We start from the raw sequence: 297 nt of genomic DNA, 5'->3' as shown, positions 1-297 counted from the left end.
CTCCAGCAGCGGCCGCAGCACCTCGGTCCGGGCCGCCTTGAAGCCGCACTGGCCGTCGCTGAACCGGACGCCGTGGGTGAGGCGTATGAGCGCGTTGTACGAGCGGGAGACGAACTCGCGGCGCAGCCCGCGCAGGGTGCGGGCGCCCGGGGCCAGCCTGCTGCCGATGGCCAGGTCGGAGTGGCCGTTGGCCAGCGGGGCTATGAGGGGCAGCAGACCGTCCAGGCCGGTGGACAGGTCCACGTCCATGTACGCGACGATGTCCGCGTCGCTGGCGCCCCAGACGGTGCGCAGCGC

General features: G+C 73.4%; 1 pseudogene. It reads right to left on the bottom strand.

The features are described from left to right. Positions 1–297: pseudogene (locus ACSNOK_RS33765) on the bottom strand (glycosyltransferase family 2 protein); the annotation flags it as partial.

Source organism: Streptomyces sp. URMC 126 (genome assembly GCF_051386555.1).
Lineage (GTDB): Bacteria > Actinomycetota > Actinomycetes > Streptomycetales > Streptomycetaceae > Streptomyces.
Note: the sequence above shows the minus strand (reverse complement) of the source record. Positions and strands in the feature narration are given on the sequence as shown.